Here is an 18,226-nt window from a genome sequence, read left to right as displayed (position 1 = left end):
GAAACAGGGCCTAGTCGCTCGGCCAGGTGATCGTGTTGGACCTGAACGGGTCGCCGCCGTCCTTGGACTCCCCGATCACCCACACCCGGTGGTTGTCGCCGTCGAACGGGAAGCGGTCGTCGGAATGGATCCTGCCGTCGCCGCCGGAGTTCAAGGTCACGCCGGGGTTCGCCTGGCCCCAGGTGTCGGACCACGGTTCGAAGTGGTAGTCCGTGTCGGGCTTGAGCCCGGTGGCGAGGAACTCGACGAAGAAGCAGTTTCCCGAGCAGCCGTCGGCGGAGGTCCGCGGCCCGACGGAGACCTCGATTCGGGGCCCAACCGGGGTACCCGAGCCCTGGCCCGAGCCGGACCGGGTGCTTCCGCCCTGCGCGGGCACCGCCCGGCTGCTCGCCGGTCCGCCGTTCTGGCCCACCGCCCCGGCCGCCCGCGGGGTCGCCGTCGGTGCCGTAGCCGTGCGCGTCGGCGGCGCGGTCCGGCTCGCCTCCGGCCTGGCGTTCGCGGTGTGACTGGGCGTCGCGGCCGGTGGGCCGGCGCCGGATTCATCGCCCTTTTCGGGCCACGCGAGGATACCGACGATCAGCGCGACCGCCATAGCGGCCGCGATGGCGGTGAGCGCCCGCCCACGCCCCCGTCGGCGGACCGTCGACATCTCGCCGGCCTGGGCCGGCGACAGGGGCGTGACGGCCTCGCCGACCGGCGCGGGCGATCGTGGGGCGGAAGCCGGCGGGCTGCCCGCGTCCGGTCCATCGGCCGGCGGCGGTGCCGGCGCCGGCAGAGGGAGTGCGCCCGAGGTCTGCGCGAACTCGGCGAGCATCCGCCTGGCCTCTTCGGCGGTCGGGCGGTCCTGCCGCGCGGCTTTGAGTAGCTTTTCCAGTATCGGGCGCAGCGGGCCGGCCGCGTCGTGGATCTGGATACCGTCGGGGCGGGCGGCCAGGCCGGCCATCCCGGCACCGTCGGGATTCGCATCCGCCCACGGGCGCGGCGGCACGCCGGTGACCAGGGCGTGCACCGTGGCACCGAGGGAGAACACGTCGCACGCGGCCACCGGCAAGCCATTGATCAGCTCCGGCGCGGCGTAGTTGGTGGTGTACGCGATCGGGACATCGGGGGAGATCGTGTCCATCCCACCGATCCGCTGCGCGGCGTCGAAATCGGCCAGCTTCACCGTGCCGTCCCGGTCACGGACCACGTTGGCCGGCTTCACATCACAGTGGACCAGACCGGCGCTGTGCAGGGCGACCAGCGCATCGGCGAGCTGCTCACCGATCCTGGCCGCCTGCTGGACGCCGAACCGCTGGCCGGACAGGCTGCCGCCGGGCAGTCGCTCCATGACCAGCCAGACCCCGCGGTATGCCCCGTCGTCGATCTCCAGTACATCGTAGACGGTGACGATGTGGCGGTGCCGTACCCGCGCGCAGGCCCGCGCCTCACCCCGGCTGGTCCGCTTGAGGACGACCTGCCGGCCCAGCTTCTCGTCGTCGGCGTAGAGGACCTCGCCGCGCCCCTCCCGGACCGGTTGGCCGTTCGCCACCCGGAAACGCCCGGCGAGGCGCACCCCGCCCGCCGTACCGGATGGCCCCTGTGCGGTGTCGTCACCCTCGTCCGGCACTACCGTGATCCCCTGACATGAGGAGGCGTTTGCTCACCTAAGCCGATATTGATCCTCGGACGTACCCTCGCGACGCCAATGTCCCGAATGTGCTCGGCGACATCGTACCCAGGCGCCGCGACACACGGATTTCGCGGCCGGGCGCGCGGTCCGGTCGACCCGCCACTCGGGATACGGTTTGGGAGTGATCCGGGTCCTGCTCGCCGATGACGAGGTGATCGTCCGGGCCGGGGTGAAGGCGATCCTGGCCGCCGCGCCGGACATCGAGGTGGTGGCCGAGGCCGGCGACGGGCGGGAGGCGATCGAGCTAGCCCGGGCCCGCCGGCCGGACGTGGCGCTGCTGGACGTCCGGATGCCGGTGCTCGACGGGTTGGCCGCGGCGGCGGAGTTTCGCCGGGCGGTCCCCGAGGTCTCGGTGGTGATGCTCACGACCTTCTCCGAGGAGGAGTACATCGCCGGTGCCCTGGACAGCGGGGCGAGCGGCTTCCTGCTCAAGTCGGGCGATCCCTACGAGCTGATGGCCGCGGTGCGGGCCGTGCACGGGGGTGCCGCGTTCCTGTCACCGCAGGTCGCCCACCACGTGATCCGGCGGCTGAGCGGTGGCGTGATGACCCGCGAGGCGGCGGCCCGGGAGCGGGCCGCGACGCTGACCCCACGGGAGCGGGACGTGCTCGCCCTGGTCGGCGCCGGCCTGTCCAACGCGGAGATCGCCGAGCGCCTGTTCCTGGTGGAGGGCACGGTGAAGGTGTACGTGAGCGCGATGCTGAGCCGGCTGGAGCTGAGAAACCGGGTGCAGGCCGCGGTGCTGGCGTACCAGGCGGGGCTCGTCGACGACGCGGACGGATAGCTACTCGGCGCTGATCGCGGTCAGCACGTCGGTCCGCGCCGCGCGGCGGGCGGGCCAGAGCGCGGCGACGAGGCCGACGAGCGCGGACACGGCGACGAAGAGCGCCAGACGGCCCCAGGGCAGCACGAGAGTCCAGGTGTCGATGCCGATCGCGGCGACGATCTCGCCGATCCCCCAGCCGAGGAAGACACCGAGCCCGATGCCGAGCAGCCCGCCGAAGAGGGAGATGACCAGCGACTCCAGGCGGACCATGCGCCTGACACCACGGCGGTCCAGGCCGACGGCGCGGAGCAGGCCGATCTCCCGCACGCGTTCGTGCACGGACATGGCGAGCGTGTTGACGACGCCGAGGACCGCGACGACGACGGCGAGCGCGAGCATCCCGTAGAGGATGTTCAGCACGAGGGCGATCGAGCCGGTGATGCCGTCGGCGACCTCCTGCCGGTCCTGGACCCGGATCGCCGGACTGTCGCCGAGCGCCGCCCGTAGCGTGCGCTTCGTCGCCTCGCTCGTGCCGTCGGCGGTCCGGACGAGGATCTCCGGGGCGGTCGGGCGGTCGAGATGCGGGTCCAGCACGGAGACGTCGACCTTGTAGCCGTCGTCGAAGGCGCTGCGGTAGAAGCCGCTGAGCGCCAGGGCGCCGCGGGCGCCGTCCGGCCAGGTGACCTCGACGGTGTCGCCGAGCCGCCAGCCGTTGGCGGTGGCGGTCTCCTCGTCGACGACGACCGTGTCGCCCGGCGCGAAGCCGCCCTCGGTGAAGTCGAACTCGAGCAGCTGGTCGATGACCGCCGTGCGGAAGCCGACCACGATCTGCTCCGTTCCCGCGACCAGGGCCGGGATCTCGCGCCGGGGAGAGGTGGCGACGACCTCGTCCAGGTCGTCCAGCGTCTTCTCGGTCCGCGGCGCGAGCGGGCCGGAGTTGGCCATGGAGACGTAGTAGTCGGCGCGGTAGACGCCGGCGCCGGCGAGTTCGCGGACGGCCTTGTCCGCACTGGCCCCGGTGACGGTCAGAGCGGTGATCAGGGTGAGGCCGATGGTCAGCGCGGACGCGGTGGCGGCGGTGCGGCGCGGGTTCCGCACCGCGTTCTGCCCGGCCAGCGTGCCGCTGATGCCGAACCGGCGCAGCGCCGGCCGCGCGGCGGCGATCAGCGGCCGGGACAGCAGCGGCGTCAGCGCGATGACGCCGACCAGCAACAGCACGGCGCCCAGGGCCAGCGGGAGCCGGCCGTCGGTCATCGCCGTCGCGGCGATCACCAGCGCGGCCCCGCCCGCGGCCAAGAGCCCGCCGGCGGTGTCGCGAACCACCAGCGATCGGGTGGTCCGCGGCGCGTGCACGGCGCTCATCGCGGCCACCGGCGGGATCTTGGCGGCGCGGCGGGCCGGCAGCCAGGCGGCGAGCAGCGTGACACCCACACCGAGGGCCAGGCAGATCGCGACCGTCCGGGGAGCGACGACCAGCGGACCGTCGGGCATCGTGTCGCCGGTGACCGACAGCAGCGCGCGTACCCCGGCACCGGCGCCGGTCCCGGTCACCAGGCCGGCCAGGGTGGCGGCAAGGCCGACCACCGCGGCCTCGGCCAGCACCGAGCCGGTCAGCTGGCGGCGGCTGGCACCGACGGCGCGTAGCAGCGCCAGCTGCCTGGTCCGCTGGGCGACGAGCATGGTGAACGTGTTGACGATGAGGAAGCTGCCGACGAAGAGGGCGATGCCGGCGCAGGCGAGCAGCACCGGGCTGAGGCTCCGGACGCTCACCGCGTTCGAGTCGGCCTGCTCGGCGGCGAGCCGGGCGCCGGTGAGCGCCTCCGTCCCGGGCGGCACGATGCCCTGCGCCTGGCGCCGCAGCTCCTCGGCGGAGGTGCCCGGCTTCGCGGTCAGCTCGATCAGGTTGTAGCGCCCCGGCTCGGCGAACAGAGCCTGGGCGGTCCGGGTGTCGAAGAACGTGAGCGTACCGCCGGCGGCGACGCTGCCGTCGTCGGTGTGGAAGATGCCGGTGACCCGCTCTTCGAGGACGGGTCCGCTGACCGACAGCCGCACCGTGTCGCCGACCGCGTAGCCGGCGCGTTCGGCCGTCTTGGCGTCGATGGCGACCTCGCCCGCGGCCCGGGGCGCCCGGCCCTCGGCCATCGGATAGCGGCGGTCCTCGTCGCCGCGGTTGGCGCCGACCGTGGCCCAGCCGTCGCCGAGCATCTCGCCGTCCTTGCCGGCCAGCGCGGTGAAGCCGGAGACCACCCCGCGGGCGGAGGCGGCGCCGGGCAGCGCCCGGGCCCGGTCGAGCAGCCGCTCGTCGACCAGCCGCGCCGTGTCGTGGCCGGCCCGCCGCTGCGCCCGCAGCTGCACGTCGACGCCGGTGAAGCTCTTCTGCGCGCTGTCGAGGTACGCGTCGGACAGCGTGTCGGTGAAGACCAGGGTGCCGCCGACGAAGGCGGTGCCGAGCAGCACGGCGAGCATGGTCATCGCCAGCCGGGCCTTGTGCGCGAGGACGTCGCGCATGGCAGCGCGGAACACACCGGTCTTCACGCCGACGAACCTAGGAACGGCGGCGGGTGCGCGGCTGCTCCCGAACGTCAGCGACCACTACTAACCTTCGAGAGGTGTCGCGGCCGCCCGGGACACGTAGCGTGAGGTTCGTGGCGCGGCTGGACCGGATCCTGAGCAGCCGGTGGGCGGCCGACCTGCTGCTCTGGCTCGTGATCACGGCCCCACTGCTCATCCCGGACGACGACGCGGCAGCGGCGGGGTTGTCCGCGGTGCCGCTGCTGTGGGTGCGGATCGCCGCCGTACCGCTGCTGGCGTTCGCGGTGCTCGTATCCCGCCGCGCGCCGGTGGTCGCGGCCGCGGTGCCGGTGGCGCTGGGGCTGGCGGCCACGCCCGAGCTCCTCAGCGCCAACTTCATGGTCGCCCACGTGCTGCTGGCCTACCTGCTGGGCCGCCGCCGCGCCGGGCGGCGGGCGCCGATGCTGCTCTTCACGGCGGCGTGCGCGGTCGGCCTGCTGCTCGTGCCGGTCATCCCGGGCGCCACGATGTCGGACTGGTTCGGGCTCGTCACGAACGTCCTCGTCACGCTCGTCCTGCCCTGGATGGCCGGCCGCTACGCGCGCCAGCACGCCGAGCTCGTCAGCACCGGCTGGGAGCTCGCCGAGCGGCTCGAACGGGAGCAGGAGCTCGCCGGCGACCGCGTGCGGCTGCGCGAGCGTTCGCGGATCGCCCGGGACATGCACGACTCGCTCGGCCACGAGCTGAGCATGATCGCGCTACGGGCCGCCGCACTCCAGGTGGCCCCCGACGTCGGGCCGCGGGGCCGGCAGGCCGCCGCGGAGCTGCGACGGGCCGCCGCCGCGGCCACGCAACGGCTGCGCGACGTCGTCGGCGTGCTGCGCGAAGACGGCGAGAGCCCATCCCTGGTGCCGGCCGACGACACGGTACGGTCGCTGGTCAACCGGGCGGCGGCCGCCGGGATGCCGGTGATCCTGGTCGGCGAGCTCTCCCCGCCGGGCTCGGCGCCGCTCACGCCGATGACGGACCGGGCCGTCTACCGCGTCGTCCAGGAGGCGCTGACCAACGCGACCAAGCACGCGCCGGGTGCGAAGGTCACGGTGACGCTGCACCGGGACGGCGCCGACGCCGTGGTCAGTGTCGTCAACGAGCCGCCGCCGGCGCCACCGGCATCCCCGCCCCAGGACGGCCACGGCCTGCTGGGCCTGCACGAGCGGGTCAGGCTGGCCGGCGGCACACTGCGCACCGAGCCGCTGGACGGAGGCTTCGCGGTGACCGCCCGGCTCCCGCGAAGCGCCGGCGCGGCCACCACCCCGCCGCGGGGCACCGGGACCTCGCGGCGCGAGCTCGCCCTGGCCCGGCGCAAGGTGCGGCGTACCGTCATCGACGCGATCTGGGTGCCGGTGGCCGCGGCCGCCGTGCTGGTGCTCGCGTTCACGTTGGACACCGACGACCGGTACCGCTCCGTGCTCAACCAGGACGTGTACCAGCAGCTGCGCCTCGGCGACCCGCTGCCGTCGGTGGCGCAGTACCTGCCCGCCTACCAGGTCAGCGGCACCCGGCGGCCGGACGGCACCCCCGCCGATCCGGCCGGCACCGACGAATGCCGCTTCTACCGCGTCCACCCCGACACGCGCTCGCCCGCGTACCGGCTCTGCTTCACCGGCGGTCACCTGTCACACAAGGACACGGTGTACCTCGTCGACTGACTCCCGTTCCGCACCGGGAGGTCTACGCAACGGTGTATGGACGGCCGTGTAGGACGCGACGCCAGTGTCGTCCAGGTAGCCGATCACCATGACCGACGACGACACCCTGGAGGTCTCATGACCGCGGACGCCGATCGGGAACTGTCGCCCGCCCCCTTGATGCGGCTGACGACCGGCTTCTGGGCCTTCAAGACGCTCGCCGCGGCCCATGAGCTCGACCTGTTCACCCGCCTGTCCGGCACGGCCGGTACGACGGCCGGAGGGCTTGCCGCGGCGCTCGCGATCCAGGAGCGACCGGCGGAGATGCTGCTCACCGGGTGCGCCGCACTCGGGCTGCTCGAAAAGAACGGCAGCCGCTACGTCAACAGCCCGCTCGCCGAGCGGTTCCTGGTCCGCGGCAAGCCGGACTACTTCGGCGGCTGGGTGCGGATGCTCGACCAGCGGCTGTATCCCGGGTGGGGCAGGCTGGCCGAGGCGATCCGCACGAACCGCCCGACCACCTGGGATCCGGACCGGCAAGGCTCGCTCTTCGACGGTGAGGATCCCCAGCTGCTCGCGGTGTTCTGGGAGGCGATGCACTCGCTCTCGACGTTCACCGCCCGCACGCTCGGCCAGGCCGTCGATCTGAGCGGCGCGCGCAGGCTGCTCGATGTCGGAGGTGGCTCCGCGGCGTTCGACATCGAGCTGTGCCACCGCTACCCCGAGCTGACCGCGACGGTCTACGACCTGCCGAAGGTCACCGACATCGCCGCCGGGAAGATCAAGGAAGCGGGCCTCGCGGACCGGATCGAGACGGTGGCCGGCGACTTCTTCGCCGACCCCTCGTTGCCCGGCGGGTACGACACGATCCTGCTCTCCATGATCCTGCACGACTGGGCGGAAGACCGCTGCCGCGCGATCCTCGGCAAATGCTGGGCGGCACTGCCCGGCGGCGGACAGGTGATCATCGCCGAGCTGCTGGTCAACGACGAGCGGACCGGCCCCGCGGCCGCGGCCCTGATGAGCCTCAACATGCTGGTCGAGACCGAGGGCCGCAACTACACGCCCGCCGAGTACAGCGCGTGGCTGGGCGACCTGGGCTTCCAAGACGTACGCACGGTCTGGTTCGAGGCGGCGGGGGCGAACGGTGCCGTGATCGGCCGCAAACCCGAGCGGCCCTAGCGGTCCAGCGGCCGCTGCGGTAGCCACGCCGGACGTCCGCGGGGCGGGCGCCGCACGGCGACGCCCGCCCCGGCCGGTCCCGATCCAGCGCCTACCGCACGGTGACGATGACGCGCTGGTAGTGCTTCAGGGCGGGGCTGCCGTCGTCGGTGACTTCGAGGACGAGGTGGATGGTGTCGCCGGCGGTCGCGTCGCCCGGGACGGTGAAGGTGGTGGTGGGCGTGCCGGCGTTCGCGAGTGTGACCGTGCCGGGATAGGTGTCAGCGTCGGTGTACTGCCACCACCGGTAGGTCAGCCGGTCGCCGTCCGGGTCGGTGCCGTGGCCGTGCAGGGTGATCCGCTTGCCCGGCTTCAGCCGCAGGTCGAGGCCTTCGCGGACCGAGGCGCGCGGGTTGTGGTTGGCGTCCCGGTAGCGCGGGGTGAGGCCCCAGTCGGCGCGGGCGGCGAAGTCGTTCTGCAGGTCGGCGACCCAGCGGGTCTGCGGGAAGGAGCGATCGTCCACACCGGTGAACGGGTTGAAGTCGGTCGTGTCGATCCAGCCCGACTCGTTGGGCGCGAACCGGCCGCCCCAGCCGCCGTACGTAGGGTCCTCCGACGAGCGCAGCCCGTTGAAGTCGAACAGGTACATGTACGCCGGCGAGTCCCCTTCGGAGATGAAGTCGTGCACGGCGTAGGAGAGGTTCTGGTCCGGCCGCCACCGGTTGTTCTGGTCGTCGCCGGGCGTCGGCTTGCCGTCCCGGTAGGTGCGGTACTGCTCGAGCAGCTCGCCGTGGCCGGCGAGGAAGTGCTCCTCCATGTACGGCGCCTTCAGCGCGTACTGGTAGTCGGCCGGCACCCGCCGGTTCCACTGGTAGGCGAAGCTCCAGAACTGGCTCTGGTTGTCGATGATCTTCAGGTCCGGCCAGTTCGGCTTGATGTAGTCGGCCAGGGTGGCGTCCTGGTTGAGGATGTTGTAGATGACCACCTTCTGGCTGATCCTGCGCTGGATCGCCGGCCACCACCGGGAGCCCTCGTACTGCTCCTGGATCGACTTGAGGGCGCGCGCGGTGGTGTTCAGGCCGCCCCACGCCTGGACGTAGAGCGGGCCGGGCTCGTCGTCCAGGATCACCTTCCTGATCCAGTCGGAGCCCTCGGTCACCTTCTCCATCTCGCTCACGTTCTCGATGTTGCCGATCTTGTACAGCGAGCGCAGCTTCGCCGGCGTGGGGTAGCCGTCGGCGTGCCGGCGCAGGTTCGGGTAGAGCTTGGCGTACAGGTCGATGTAGTGGTCGACCCACTCCGTGCCGGTCCACCGGAACGCCGGCACCGACGCGCCGTCGCCGGCCCAGTGGAACCGCGAGCTGGAGTAGACGATGCCCTCGATGTCGAACTCGTTGGCGTAGTACAGGAACCGGATGAACGAGTCCATGTCGTCCACCTCGCCGTCCTGCGTGACGATGATCCTCGGCTTGTCGCCGCCGCGCCCGGTCCAGTCGTGGCCGGACGCCGCGGTGGCCCGCGCCGGGGCGGCGAGGCCGGCGATCGGGAGGGTCACCACCAGGGCGGTGACGCACAGGTGCCGGCGAAGTCTTCGCCAGGTACCGGCGGGCTCGGTGAGTCGCTTGCGCATCGCACATCCTCTCGGTTCGGGGGGAAGGTGGGGTGAGGGCAGGCGCCATCGACGCGCCTACGTTGGGTGGTGGCGAGGCGGCGACGGAGTCTGCGTGCGAATAGATATTCGATGTCGAATGAATACCGGCAGTAGCACCGTAACCGCGGCGTAACGCGGCCGTCAAGAACACCGGCGACGGCGCTCAGACCGGGATTTCGCGCTACCGCGTCGCGGTCCGCACGCGATCCACTCACCCCGGGGTTGATCGCGAGGGGGCGCCCCGGCACTCCACCGCGCACTGTCCTTTCCGGACAGTCGGCGCGACGTGGCCACCGGCCGCCGGGCCAGGTTGAACGGTTCGCCAACCACGCGGGGTTGCTTTCCTAGTAGACCGATAGGAATACTATGCCTATGGCCGTAGACGGAAAGGTGGCGACAGCCGGGCCCGCGCCAGCCGCGAGACGCCCCGCCGGCACCGGCGACGACCTCGCCGCCCTCCTCGCGCGAGGCCATCCCGACGTCCGAGGTAAACCCGCCCGGCCTACCCCGCAAGTGAGGCACGACCATGGCGACACCACTATCGATCCTGGACCTCGCGCCGGTGGTCTCCGGTAGCACACCGGCGCAGGCACTGCGCAACACCGTCGACCTCGCCCAGCGGGCCGAGCAGGCCGGCTACCACCGGTACTGGCTGGCCGAGCACCACTTCGCGCCCGGCGTGGCCAGCTCGGCGACCGCCGTACTCATCGGGCTCGTCGCCGCGGCGACCGAGCGGATCCGGGTCGGGTCCGGTGCGGTGCAGCTGGGGCACCAGACCGCCGTGTCGGTCGTCGAGCAGTTCGGCACCCTGGACGCCCTCCATCCGGGCCGGATCGACCTGGGCCTCGGCCGTTCGGGCCAGCGCGTGGCGGAGGCCCGTGGCGCCCGGCCACCGGCCGAGCCGCCGCCGCGGGTCGAGGCGCGGGTCGTCGACGGGCTGCTCATCCCGCCGCCGTTCTCGTTCCTGCCGCTGCTGAAGTCGCCGCGCTTCGCCGCGCAGGCGGCCGCCCTGCAGCAGCCCGGGGCCGAGCCGCCCGACTTCGACGAGCAGGTCGGCGACATCCTCGCGCTGATCGCCGGCACCTACGCGCTGGACGACGTGGAGCTGCACGCCGTACCCGGAGAGGGCGCGGACGTGCAAGTGTGGATCCTGGGCAGCAGCGCCGGGCAGAGCGCCCGGGTGGCCGGCGAACGAGGGCTGCCGTTCGCGGCCAACTACCACGTCAGCCCGGCGACCGTGCTGGAGGCGGTGTCGGCGTACCGGGCGGCGTTCCGGCCCGGCGCGCTCGACGAGCCGTACGTGCTGGTCTCCGCCGACGCGGTCGTGGCACCGGACGAAGGGACCGCCCGCGAGCTGGCCGCGCCGTACGGGCTGTGGGTCCGCGACATCCGCACCGGGCGGGGCGCCCAGCCGTTCCTCTCCCCCGCCGAGGCCCTGGCGCACGAGTGGAGCGACGAGGACCGCGCGCTGCTCGCCGACCGGATCGATACCCAGTTCGTCGGCGCGCCGGAGGCGGTCGCCGAGCGGCTGCGGGTGCTGCGCGACGCGACCGGCGCCGACGAGCTGCTGGTCACCACGATCACGCATGACCACGCCGACCGGGTCCGCTCGTACGAGCTGCTCGCCAAGGAATGGGGGCTCTCATGACCAGTGGGCGCGGGCCGCACCTGGCCGTCGCGCTGGACGGCGCGGGCTGGCATCCGGCCGCCTGGCGCGAGCCCGACGCCCGGCCGGCCGAGCTGTTCACCGCCGGGTACTGGGCCGACCTGGTGCGCGAGGCGGAGGCGGCCACGCTCGACTTCGTCACCATCGAAGACGCGCTGGGCGTACAGGCAGCCCGTGCCGACGGGCCGGACGAGCGGGTGGACCAGGTGCGCGGCCGGCTCGACGCGGTCCTCATCGCCGCCCGCGTCGCGCCGCTGACCCGCCACATCGGACTCGTACCGACCGCGACGGTGACGCACACCGAGCCGTTCCACATCGCCAAGGCGATCGCGACGCTCGACTTCGCCAGTACCGGCCGGGCCGGCTGGCGGGTACAGGTCTCCGGCCGGCCCCACGAGGCGAAGCACTTCGGCCGCCGGGAGATCCCCGACCGGATCGGGCCCGACCTGGTCACCGACCTCTTCGACGAGGCCACCGACTACGTCGAGGTGGTCCGCCGGCTCTGGGACAGCTGGGAGGACGACGCCGAGATCCGGGACGCGGCGACCGGGCGGTTCGTCGACCGGGACAAGCTGCACTACGTCGACTTCGAGAGCGGCTGGTTCCGGATCCGCGGACCGTCGATCGTGCCCCGCCCCCCGCAGGGCCAGCCACCGGTCACCGCGCTCGCGCACACCGAGGTGCCGTACCGGTTCGCCGCCGGCGCCACCGACCTGGTGTACACGACACCGTCCGATGTGGACAGCGCCGCGCTGGTCGCACGCCGGTTCGACGCGCCACCGCTGGTCTTCGCCGACCTGGTGGTGTTCCTGGACGGCACGCCGAGCCGGGCGACGGACCGCAAGAAGCGGCTCGACGCGTGGGACGGCGCGCCCTACGCTTCGGACGCGGCGGTCTTCACCGGCACGCCCGCCCAGCTCGCCGACGTGCTGCTGGATTGGCACGCCGCCGGCATCGCGGGCTTCCGGCTGCGGCCCGGCGCGATCCCGCACGACCTGACCGCGATCACCCGCGGGCTCGTGCCGGAGCTACGCCGCCGCGGGGCATTCAGACGCGAGTACGAGGCGACCACCCTGCGCGGTCTGCTCGGCCTCCCCCGCCCTGCCAACCGGTACTCCACAGTGGAAGGCGCGCGATGACCAAGCAGATCCACCTGGCGGCGCACTTCCCCGGCGTCAACAACACGACCGTGTGGAGCGACCCGCGCTCGGGCAGCCAGATCGAGTTCGCCTCGTTCGAGCGGCTGGCACGCACCGCCGAGCGGGCCAAGTTCGACTTCTTCTTCCTCGCCGAAGGGCTGCGGCTGCGCGAGCAGAACGGCCTCATCTACGACCTCGACGTGGTCGGCCGGCCGGACACGTTCACGGTGCTGGCCGCGCTCGCCGCCGTCACCGACCGGCTCGGCCTCACCGGCACCATCAACTCCACGTTCAACGAGCCGTACGAGGTGGCCCGCCAGTTCGCCAGCCTCGACCACCTCTCCGGCGGCCGGGCCGGCTGGAACGTGGTCACCTCCTGGGACGCGTTCACCGGGGAGAACTTCCGCCGCGGCGGCTTCCTGCGCCAAGAGGACCGGTACCTGCGGGCCGAGCTGTTCCTGCGTACCGCATGGGAGCTCTTCGACTCGTGGCGCGAGGGCGACGTGGCCGCGGACAAGGAGTCCGGGGTGTTCCTGTCCCGGCCCGACGCGGGCGCCTTCGCCCACCGGGACGAGCACTTCGACATCGCCGGCCGGTTCAACGTGCCGCGCGCTCCCCAGGGGCGGCCGGTGATCCTGCAGGCCGGCGACTCGGACAAGGGGCGGGAGTTCGCCGCCGCCACCGCCGACGCCATCTTCAGCCGGCACGGCACGCTCGAGGCCGGACAGGCGTTCTACGCGGACGTGAAGCGAAGGCTGCCCCGCTACGGCCGTACCAAGGACGAGCTGTTGGTGCTCCCGGCCGCGACCTTCGTCCTCGGCGACACCGACGCGGACGCCCAGGAACGCGCCCGGGTGATCCGCCACCAGCAGGTCAGCGGCCAGACCGCCATCCGCCACCTGGAACAGCTCTGGAACCGCGACCTGAGCGCCTACGACCCGGACGGCCCACTGCCCGACGTGGACCCGATCGTCGGGGAGAACACCATCGCCAAAGGGCGGGCCAGCACCCGGATGTTCGGCGACCCGCTGGAGACCGCGCGACGGTGGCGCGAGCTGGCCGAGGCGAAGAGGCTCTCCATCCGCGAGCTGGTCATCGAGGTGACCACACGGCAGACGTTCATCGGCGCGCCCGCCACGGTCGCCGAGTCCATCGACGACCTCGTGCAGCGGGACGCCAGCGACGGGTTCATCCTCGTGCCACACCTGGTGCCGGACGGACTCGACGAGTTCGCCGACACGGTCGTGCCGCTGCTGCAGGAACGGGGTGTCTTCCGCGCCGACTACACCGGCGCGACGCTCCGCGAGCACCTGGGGCTGGCCCACCCCGATCGTCGGCCGGCGGCATGACGCGCGTGCCGGCTGGCGCCTGACGACCGGGTAGCCGGGCGCCGACCTCGCCCGCTGGGAAAGCTGTTCAGCGGGTGAGGTCGAGGGCGATGTCGGATATCAGGTCCTCCTGACCGCCGACAAGGGCGCGCCGGCCGACCTCCAGCAGGATGGAGCGGGTGTCGATCCCGAAGCGTTCCGCGGCCGCCTCGGCGTGCCGGAGGAAGCTCGAGTACACCCCGGCGTAGCCGAGGGTGAGCGTTTCCCGGTCGACCCGGACCGGGCGGTCCTGCAGGGGGCGGACCAGGTCCTCGGCCGCGTCCTGGAGGGCGAACAGGTCGCAGCCGTGCTCCCAGCCGAGCAGCGTCGCCACGGCCACGAACGGCTCGATCGGGCAGTTGCCCGCTCCCGCGCCCTGGCCGGCCAGCGACGCGTCGACCCGGGTGACGCCCTCCTCGACGGCCACGACCGAGTTGGCCACCGACAGCGACAGGTTCTCGTGCGCGTGGATGCCGACCTCGGTGGCCGGGTCGAGCACGTCCCGGTAGGCGCGCACCCGTTCGCGTACGCCGTCCATGAGCAGGCGGCCGCCGGAGTCGGTGATGTACACGCAGTGCGCGCCGTAGGACTCCATCAGGGCGGCCTGGCGCGCCAACTCCCGGGGCGGCGCCAGGTGGCTCATCATCAGGAACCCGGCCACGTCCATCCCGATCTCGCGGGCGAACGCCATGTGCTGGGCGGAGATGTCCGCCTCGGTGCAGTGGGTGGCGATGCGCACCGAGCGCACGCCGGCCTCGTAGGCGCGCTTGAGCTCCTGGACGGTGCCGATGCCGGGCAGCAGCAAGGTGGTCAGCCGGGCGCGGGTGACGTGGGACGCGGCCTGTTCGAGCCACTCCCAGTCGGTGTGCGACCCGGGCCCGTACGTCAGCGACCCGCCGGCGAGCCCGTCGCCGTGGGCGACCTCGATGCCGTCCACCCCGGCCGCGTCCAGCGCCGCGACGATCCGCCCGACGTGCCCGGGCGCCATCCGATGGCGGACCGCGTGCATGCCGTCCCGCAAGGTGACGTCCTGTACGAACAGCCGCGTCATACCCGCGCTCCCCGCCGCTGGGCGACCTGCCCGGCGATCCGCTCCCCGACCCGCAGCGCGGCCGACGTCATGATGTCCAGGTTTCCCGCGTAGGCGGGCAGGTAGTGGGCCGCCCCCTCCACCTCCAGGAAGACGCTGACCTGGTGGGTCACCGCCGCGCCGCCGGCGAGTGTCCACAAAGGCTGGTCGGGCGGCACCGGCGTTACCTGCACATCCTGCTTGAGCCGGTACCCCGGTACGTAGTCCGCGACCGCGGCCACCATCGCGTGGACCGACGCGCGGATCTCCTCGTGTACGGCGGGGTCGGGATCGCCGATCAGGCAGAGCACGGTGTCCCGCATGATCAGCGGCGGCTCGGCCGGGTTCAGGATGATGATCGCCTTGCCCCGGGCCGCGCCGCCCACCGTCTCGATCGCGTGGCTCGTGGTCTCGGTGAACTCGTCGATGTTCGCCCGCGTGCCGGGCCCCGCCGAGCGCGCGGCGATCGAGGCGACGATCTCCGCGTACGGCACCGGCGTGACGCGCGAGACCGCCGCGACGACGGGGATCGTCGCCTGGCCGCCGCAGGTCACCATGTTGAGGTTGCCGGCGGCGAGGTTGTCGTCGAGGTTGACCGCGGGCACGACGAACGGCCCGAGGGCGGCCGGGGTGAGATCGACCAGCCGCTTGCCGTACGGCGCCAGCGCGGCCGCGTTGGCCTTGTGCGCGCCGGCGGAGGTCGCGTCGAAGACGATCTCGATCTCGTCGAACCCGGCGAGCGCGACGAGGCCGTCGGCGCCGTGGTGCGTCGTCGGCACACCGAGCCGGGCCGCGCGGGCGAGCCCGTCGGAGGCCGGGTCGATACCGACCATCGCGCCCATCTCCAGCGCCTTCGAGGTGCGCAGTACCTTGATCATCAGGTCGGTCCCGATGTTGCCCGAGCCGACGACCGCCACCTTCACGCTCACCGCTCCCCTCCGTCTCCACCGTCGAACGCCACCGAGACGCTCCCCAGACCGGTTATCCGCGCACGCACCTGGTTTCCGGCGGCGACCGGCACCATCGGGCCGAGCGCCCCGGAGAGGACGACCTGCCCGGCCACCAGCGGACTGCCGAGATCGCGGGCGGTCGTGGCGAGCCAGGCGACGGCCGCGAGCGGATCGCCCAGGCAGGCGGCGCCGGAACCGGTCGAGGCGACCTCGCCGTCCACGGTCATCCGCATCTCCGCCGTCACCGGCTCGAACTCGTTCAGCGGCCGGCGCACCTCGCCCAGCACGTACAGCCCGCTGGAGGCGTTGTCGGCGACGGTGTCCGCGAGGCTGATGTCCCAGCCGGCGACCCGACTGTCGCAGACCTCGAGCGCCGGTGCGGCGTACGCGACCGCCGCGCGCACCTCGGCCACCGTGAACGGGGTGCCGACCCGGCCGCCGGCCAGGTCGGCGCCGAGCCGGAAGGCGATCTCCGCCTCGATCCGGGGCTGGAGCAGCCGGCTCATCGGGATCGTCGCCGCCGGGCCGTACGCCATGTCGTCGAGGAGCACGCCGAAGTCCGGGCTGTCCACGCCGAGCTGCCGCCGCACGGCCGCCGAGGTCAACCCGATCTTGCGGCCGGCGACCCGGGCACCGGCGGCCAGCCGCCGCTGCACCACCAGCCGCTGCACCCGGTACGCGGTGGCGACGTCGCCGGGGCCGATCAGGTCGCGGATCGGTGCGCAGGGCGTGCCGGTGGCCGCCGCGGCGCTGAGCCGATCGGCGGCAGCGCGGACCGCGGCCGGGGAGCCGAGTGACATGCGGCCAAGTATCGGGCCGCGTGGCGCGCCTTCCACGCGTTCCGTTCCGGTCCGTGGCACACAGCAGTGCCCGGTCCGCGTTCGCGGACGCGGCGGCCAGAGCTTGCCAGCCCTGGCGGCTCAGGCGTCGCGGGCCTGGATGGCCAGCGCGCCGGCCAGCAGGGCGGCCGCCGCCCACAGGGCCAGCACCCGACGACGAGCGCCTTCGCGGCCAGTACGCGCCCGCGGCCGGGCGTGGCGGCCAGGGCGGTGCGGATGAGGCCGCGCCGGTACTCGCCGGTCGCGGTCAGCGCGCCGACCACGACCATGACGATGAACGCCGCGAACGTGCCGGCCAGCGTCTGCGTGATCGTGGTACCGAGGCCGGTCGCGCCCGCCACCGCCGGGGCGATGTCGCCGGTGCCGCGGAGCGTGAAGCGGTCGCCGTCCCGCTCGTACCCGCCGGACTCCCGCGCCCGCGCTCCGCCGAGCACCGTCCCGGTCCAGTCGCCGGCCGGGTCGACGTGGTCGAAGGTGGCGGTGAGCCGGCTCGGTTCGGTGGCGACGCCGGTCGTGCCGAACGGCGTGTCGACCGTCTCCGCGTACTGCGGCGAGGTGGCGAACAGCCCGATCTCCACAGTGGACGGCAGGCCGCTGAGCCGTACCGAGCCGACGTCGGTCCACTGTGCACCGTCTGCGGACTCGGCGCCGGTGACCGTGTCGCCGGAACGGGTCAGCCGCAGCCAGCGCGGGCCGCCACCGGTTGATCCGGCGCGGTCGTGGACGTAGTCGTGCTGCATGCGTACCCCGTGCGCTCCGGTCAGCATGACCGCCGCGTAGCTGGAACCGGCCCGGGTGCCGTCCTTGACGACGAGGCCGGCCTTGGCCCACGGGGTGAGGATGGCGCGGTGGCTGCCCGCCGTCTCGCCGGTCTGGTGACAAACCTCGCCGAGAACGCCGTCCGCCACAACGCCCCCGGCGGACGGGTCGAGGTGAGCACCGGGGCGACCGGGGCGGGCGCGCTGGTCCGGGTCTGGAACACCGGCCCGGTCGTCCCGCCGGCCGAGGTCGACCGCCTGCTCCAGCCGTTCCAGCGGCTGGCCGGCGACCGCACCCGGCCCGACGGGCACGGGCTGGGCCTGGCCATCGTGCGGGCCATCGCCGTCGCCCACGGCGCCGCGCTGCGCGCGAGCGCCCGGCCGGAGGGCGGCCTGGACGTTGAGGTGGCCTTTCCCGCAGGCCCGCTCGGAAACGGGCGGATCAGCCGCGCGGGGTGAGCGAGCCGACAAGTTGCCGGCCCCACTCGCGGGCCCTGCCGACTTCCTGGGGTTCGAGGTGGTTCTGCTTCGTGACCAGGAAGCTCTCCGGCTCCCCCACGAGTTCCAGGCCACGCTGGCGTAGCCGGCGGGCTATGCCTTTGGCGGCCCGGCCGGTCAGCACCGCCGGGGCGTCCATGCGGGTGTCGAAGGCGGCCGCCCTGGCCTGTGTCACCAGCGGAGCGTCCAGCCACTCGCGCAGGCCCGGTCCCTCCGCGGCCGGGTCGAGGATGAGCGTGCTGCCCGGCTTGCGCGCCTCGGCCGCCGCCGACGCCCGGGTTCCGGCCCGGCTGAGGCTGTGCGCGTGCGTCGGGCCACCCACCACGAGCAGGTCCGCGGCCTCGACCAGGCCCGCACCGGCATGCTCGACGGGCACGACGTCGACCTGGAACCCCTCCGCCAAGCCCTCGCCGATCGCCTCCGCGATCCGGTGGGTATTGCCGTACATCGACTCGTACACGACAAGTGCACGCATGGCTCCTCCACTCTCC

Annotated in this window: 15 protein-coding genes; 7 read left to right on the top strand and 8 right to left on the bottom strand. The window is 73.1% G+C overall.

What is annotated here, in order from left to right:
• Window positions 1-10 precede the first annotated feature (10 nt).
• The gene (locus RB614_RS27525; RefSeq protein ID WP_308715553.1) at window positions 11-1,609 is read right to left on the bottom strand and encodes a serine/threonine-protein kinase; all 1,599 of its coding nucleotides are present in this window, start codon (window positions 1,607-1,609) and stop codon (window positions 11-13) included.
• A gap of 184 nt (window positions 1,610-1,793) precedes the next feature.
• On the opposite strand from RB614_RS27525, the gene RB614_RS27520 reads away from it, so the two are divergent.
• On the top strand, window positions 1,794-2,456 hold the full coding sequence (locus tag RB614_RS27520; RefSeq protein ID WP_308715552.1) for a response regulator: 663 nt from the start codon (window positions 1,794-1,796) through the stop codon (window positions 2,454-2,456).
• On the opposite strand, the gene RB614_RS27515 is transcribed toward RB614_RS27520, so the two are convergent.
• Window positions 2,457-4,973 (bottom strand): ABC transporter permease, encoded by a 2,517-nt coding sequence (locus RB614_RS27515; protein WP_308715551.1) that lies wholly within the window; start codon window positions 4,971-4,973, stop codon window positions 2,457-2,459.
• Between the two features lie 110 nt (window positions 4,974-5,083).
• On the opposite strand from RB614_RS27515, the gene RB614_RS27510 reads away from it, so the two are divergent.
• Window positions 5,084-6,658 (top strand): sensor histidine kinase, encoded by a 1,575-nt coding sequence (locus tag RB614_RS27510; protein ID WP_308715550.1) that lies wholly within the window; start codon window positions 5,084-5,086, stop codon window positions 6,656-6,658.
• Between the two features lie 117 nt (window positions 6,659-6,775).
• Window positions 6,776-7,819, top strand: coding sequence for a methyltransferase (locus RB614_RS27505; protein WP_308715549.1), 1,044 nt, complete (start codon window positions 6,776-6,778; stop codon window positions 7,817-7,819).
• Between the two features lie 91 nt (window positions 7,820-7,910).
• Here the strand turns inward: RB614_RS27505 and RB614_RS27500 are convergent, their stop codons facing one another.
• Window positions 7,911-9,428 carry a DUF1593 domain-containing protein gene (locus RB614_RS27500; RefSeq protein ID WP_308715548.1) on the bottom strand — a complete coding sequence of 506 codons (1,518 nt, stop codon included), beginning with the start codon at window positions 9,426-9,428 and terminating at the stop codon, window positions 7,911-7,913.
• A 547-nt stretch (window positions 9,429-9,975) separates the two neighbouring features.
• Between RB614_RS27500 and RB614_RS27495 the strand changes: the two genes are divergently transcribed.
• The 3 genes from RB614_RS27495 to RB614_RS27485 are packed head-to-tail and all read left to right on the top strand — an operon-like array spanning window position 9,976 to window position 13,603.
• Window positions 9,976-11,097, top strand: a complete 1,122-nt coding sequence (locus RB614_RS27495; RefSeq protein ID WP_308715547.1) for an LLM class flavin-dependent oxidoreductase — start codon at window positions 9,976-9,978, stop codon at window positions 11,095-11,097.
• The gene (locus tag RB614_RS27490) at window positions 11,094-12,254 is read left to right on the top strand and encodes an LLM class flavin-dependent oxidoreductase (RefSeq protein WP_308715546.1); all 1,161 of its coding nucleotides are present in this window, start codon (window positions 11,094-11,096) and stop codon (window positions 12,252-12,254) included. The genes RB614_RS27495 and RB614_RS27490 overlap by 4 nt, the downstream gene beginning before the upstream one ends.
• Window positions 12,251-13,603, top strand: coding sequence for an NtaA/DmoA family FMN-dependent monooxygenase (locus RB614_RS27485; protein ID WP_308715545.1), 1,353 nt, complete (start codon window positions 12,251-12,253; stop codon window positions 13,601-13,603). The genes RB614_RS27490 and RB614_RS27485 overlap by 4 nt, the downstream gene beginning before the upstream one ends.
• A gap of 67 nt (window positions 13,604-13,670) precedes the next feature.
• Here RB614_RS27485 and dmpG read toward each other — a convergent pair whose 3' ends face one another.
• Genes dmpG through RB614_RS27465 form a run of 4 tightly spaced genes read right to left on the bottom strand, consistent with a single transcriptional unit; the run spans window position 13,671 to window position 17,387 of the window.
• Complete coding sequence (gene dmpG, locus RB614_RS27480) at window positions 13,671-14,672, bottom strand: 4-hydroxy-2-oxovalerate aldolase (protein WP_308715544.1); 1,002 nt, start codon at window positions 14,670-14,672, stop codon at window positions 13,671-13,673.
• Window positions 14,669-15,619 (bottom strand): acetaldehyde dehydrogenase (acetylating), encoded by a 951-nt coding sequence (locus RB614_RS27475; RefSeq protein WP_308715543.1) that lies wholly within the window; start codon window positions 15,617-15,619, stop codon window positions 14,669-14,671. The genes dmpG and RB614_RS27475 overlap by 4 nt, the downstream gene beginning before the upstream one ends.
• The gene (locus RB614_RS27470) at window positions 15,616-16,440 is read right to left on the bottom strand and encodes a 2-keto-4-pentenoate hydratase (protein WP_308715542.1); all 825 of its coding nucleotides are present in this window, start codon (window positions 16,438-16,440) and stop codon (window positions 15,616-15,618) included. The genes RB614_RS27475 and RB614_RS27470 overlap by 4 nt, the downstream gene beginning before the upstream one ends.
• Window positions 16,344-17,387, bottom strand: a complete 1,044-nt coding sequence (locus RB614_RS27465) for a DUF1349 domain-containing protein (RefSeq protein ID WP_308715541.1) — start codon at window positions 17,385-17,387, stop codon at window positions 16,344-16,346. Before RB614_RS27465 ends, RB614_RS27470 begins: the two co-directional genes overlap by 97 nt.
• Here RB614_RS27465 and RB614_RS27460 point away from each other — a divergent pair.
• Window positions 17,355-17,696: a sensor histidine kinase gene (locus RB614_RS27460; RefSeq protein WP_308715540.1), complete on the top strand. Its 342-nt coding sequence runs from the start codon at window positions 17,355-17,357 to the stop codon at window positions 17,694-17,696. The genes RB614_RS27465 and RB614_RS27460 overlap by 33 nt on opposite strands.
• On the opposite strand, the gene RB614_RS27455 is transcribed toward RB614_RS27460, so the two are convergent.
• Window positions 17,680-18,210: a flavodoxin family protein gene (locus tag RB614_RS27455; protein ID WP_308715539.1), complete on the bottom strand. Its 531-nt coding sequence runs from the start codon at window positions 18,208-18,210 to the stop codon at window positions 17,680-17,682. The genes RB614_RS27460 and RB614_RS27455 overlap by 17 nt on opposite strands.
• Window positions 18,211-18,226 lie beyond the last annotated feature (16 nt).

It is taken from the genome of Phytohabitans maris (assembly GCF_031085175.1).
GTDB classification, from domain to species: Bacteria; Actinomycetota; Actinomycetes; order Mycobacteriales; family Micromonosporaceae; genus Phytohabitans; species Phytohabitans maris.
This window is presented reverse-complemented; position numbering and strand designations above follow the sequence as displayed.